Here is a 2,490-nt window from a genome sequence, read left to right on the forward strand (position 1 = left end):
GCCGGAGGCGGGCGCGCCGGCAACCTGTGCCGCTGGCCGAGCCGTCCAGGGCGACGGTCCCGCCACATCCCGTCCAGCAGCCTTCGCCTCGACCCGTCGCAGGGGGGACGAGGCGGCCCAGCGGTTTTCGTGTTCGGCTACGGCGGGCACGCACCGCTTCCCCGCGGCAGGGAGAGTTGTTCGACCATCTCGTGGTACCGCGGCACGGCGATCTGGCGAACCGCGACGAAATCGCTGGCCGGCGTCGCCCGGAACTCGTCCGTCACAGGAGACCGTACCCGCGTGCGTGGCCCCTCAGGCAGACCCGTCACACCGTGGGCTTGGCGGCGGGCCAGGTCGTCAGGACATCGGAATCGTCCTCTCCCGCGGCACCGGTGGCGAGCACCAGGGTGGCGCCCGTGTCGGACGTGGTGCAATCGGGGACGGCCCGCAGTAGGGCCTCGCTGTCCGGCACGTGCGAGCGGGTGGTCAGGGCCAGCTTCCCCAATGGCGATGAGGGAGCTCCGGTACCGGTACTGCCCATTCCATCGTGCGGGAGCAGGACCGTGACTCTGCAGCCGCGGCGGCGATTCGGGCCTGTTGTGGGACATCGGGTACGCGGCCACCGTAGGGCCGCTGTCTCCACCGTGACGGCAGACCATTCGATGAAGCGCGGTTCACCCCAACAAGCGATCTGTAGCGACAGCCATCGCTGGGTATCCTCAGCTGGAACGCCGGTGCGCGCGTCGTGGCCCCTCCCCCGCGAGCCGCCCCCGATCCCGACTCCGTGCCCCGGCGGTCCACCACGTTCCCGGACAGTCGGCCGAACACTCACGGAATCTGATCAGGGAGGTCTTCCGACATGCTGATCCGTCTCCTCTCACTGGCGAGCCGCAGCCGTCTCCTCAAGTCCTGCATGGCCGCCCTGCTGCACCGCATCGACCTCGCGAGCCACCGTCTCTCCCATGGCCGGTGGATGCCCACCCGGCTGCTCCTGCCCACGGTGCTCCTCATCACCAACGGCTCACGAACCGGCGCACCCCGTACCGTTCCGGTCATCAGCGATCTCGGCGCGGACGGCACCTTCCTGATCATCGGCAGCAACTACGGACGCCCCCAGCACCCGGCCTGGACGTCGAACCTCCTGCTTGACCCCCGCGCCGTGATCATCCACGCACGCCGCGCAGTGCCCGTGACAGCCCGTCTCCTCAACGGCACCGAGAAGACGCTCCACCACGCCAGGATCACCGCGCTCAACCCCCTCTTCGACACCCTGGAAGCCAACGCCAAGCGCACCTTCCGCGTCTTCCTGCTGCTGCCTAAACCCGTGCCGGACGACCTCCCTGCCGGCCCCTCCGTACAGAACTACCAGCCGGCAGCACCTGAACCGGCGCCCGCGGACCCGACCGTGTGGCACCCGGGCTCCTTCCCAGGCGGGACACCATGACGCCGTGTCGTACCGCGCGAGCGGAACGGATGACCCGACCTGCGGACCACCTCCTCCCGCCGGTAGGGCTCCATGATCCAGGCTGACGGCTTCTGGGTTTCTCCGCGGGGTTCTTCCTCCTGCTGATCCACTGCTGGGACGGCACCGGATAGCGCTGCTTCCTCTCAACCGCCCCGGACACCTGGGAGCATCGGAGCCCCCGGCACATCCTCAGCCGCCGGTGATTTCCCTGCGGGGGGGCGCCCGACCACCGTCGCCACCCAGGTAGTCGCCGGCCGCACGGAGCGCCGCGCACGACTACATCGGCCCGGGCGAGCCCCGCGTAGTCTGGAACGACGAGCAGGCCCGCGCCGAACGGGTCGGCCGCGTGGACTGAGGCTGTCCCGTGGCGCAGGCTGCATCGGGCGGTGCTGGACGAGCTTGGCGCCAGGGGCGAGCTGGACTGGACGTCCGCGATCGTCGATGCTGCCTCGGGGCGTGCGAAAAGGGGGGCTCGCTGACCGGGCCGAATCCAGTCGATCGCGGCAGGAAAGGCAGCAAACTCCACGTGCTGTCCGAGGCCCAGGGCCTGCCGCTGGCCGTCGCGGTGTCCGGCGCGAACCTGCACGATAGTCAGGCGTTCAAGCCGTTGTTCCTGGGCATTCCCGCCGTCCGCTCCCGGCGCGGGCCACGTCGGAGGAAGCTGGTGAAAATCCGCGCGGACAAAGCGTACGTACCACTCCGCGGAGCGCCTCCGCTGGCTCCGCGGCCGCCATCTCATCGCGAGGATCGCCCGTCCCAGTATCGAGTCCGGCGAGCGGCTCGGTCGGCACCGCTGGAAGATCGAGCGGTCCATCACCTGGCTCTTCGGCCACCGCCGCCTCACCGTCCGGTGCGAACGAAAGGGCAGCCACTTCCTTGCCTTCCTCGGCCACGCCGCAGCCCTGACCTGCTACAAGAGACTCGCGAAACTCACCACGTGAGACATCCTCTAAGAACTCCTAACGAAATGATCTTCGAGGTGGTTGGATCACTCGGGGAACGTTGATCCGGGGGTGTGGGGTGGCTCGGCCGAGGCCGTGGGA

General features: G+C 69.2%; 3 protein-coding genes. 2 read left to right on the forward strand and 1 reads right to left on the reverse strand.

All coding sequences use genetic code 11. The features are described from left to right. Positions 1-307: 307 nt before the first annotated feature. Entirely contained in the window at positions 308-487 is a 180-nt protein-coding gene (locus tag ACFWIA_RS35065) for a hypothetical protein (RefSeq protein ID WP_387011327.1), read from the reverse strand. A gap of 354 nt (positions 488-841) precedes the next feature. Between ACFWIA_RS35065 and ACFWIA_RS35070 the strand changes: the two genes are divergently transcribed. After that, positions 842-1,426 carry a nitroreductase/quinone reductase family protein gene (locus ACFWIA_RS35070; RefSeq protein WP_387011328.1) on the forward strand — a complete coding sequence of 195 codons (585 nt, stop codon included), beginning with the start codon at positions 842-844 and terminating at the stop codon, positions 1,424-1,426. A 385-nt stretch (positions 1,427-1,811) separates the two neighbouring features. Beyond that, a complete protein-coding gene (locus ACFWIA_RS35075; RefSeq protein ID WP_387011329.1) occupies positions 1,812-2,453 on the forward strand; it encodes a transposase in 642 nt (213 codons plus the stop codon). Positions 2,454-2,490: the final 37 nt, after the last annotated feature.

Source organism: Streptomyces sp. NPDC127068 (assembly GCF_042724695.1).
GTDB lineage: Bacteria > Actinomycetota > Actinomycetes > Streptomycetales > Streptomycetaceae > Streptomyces.

Bases quoted from the DNA above. Each gene is read 5' to 3' on its own strand.
- ACFWIA_RS35070 (WP_387011328.1), top strand. From the start codon at position 842: ATGCTGATCCGTCTCCTCTCACTGGCGAGCCGCAGCCGTCTCCTCAAG.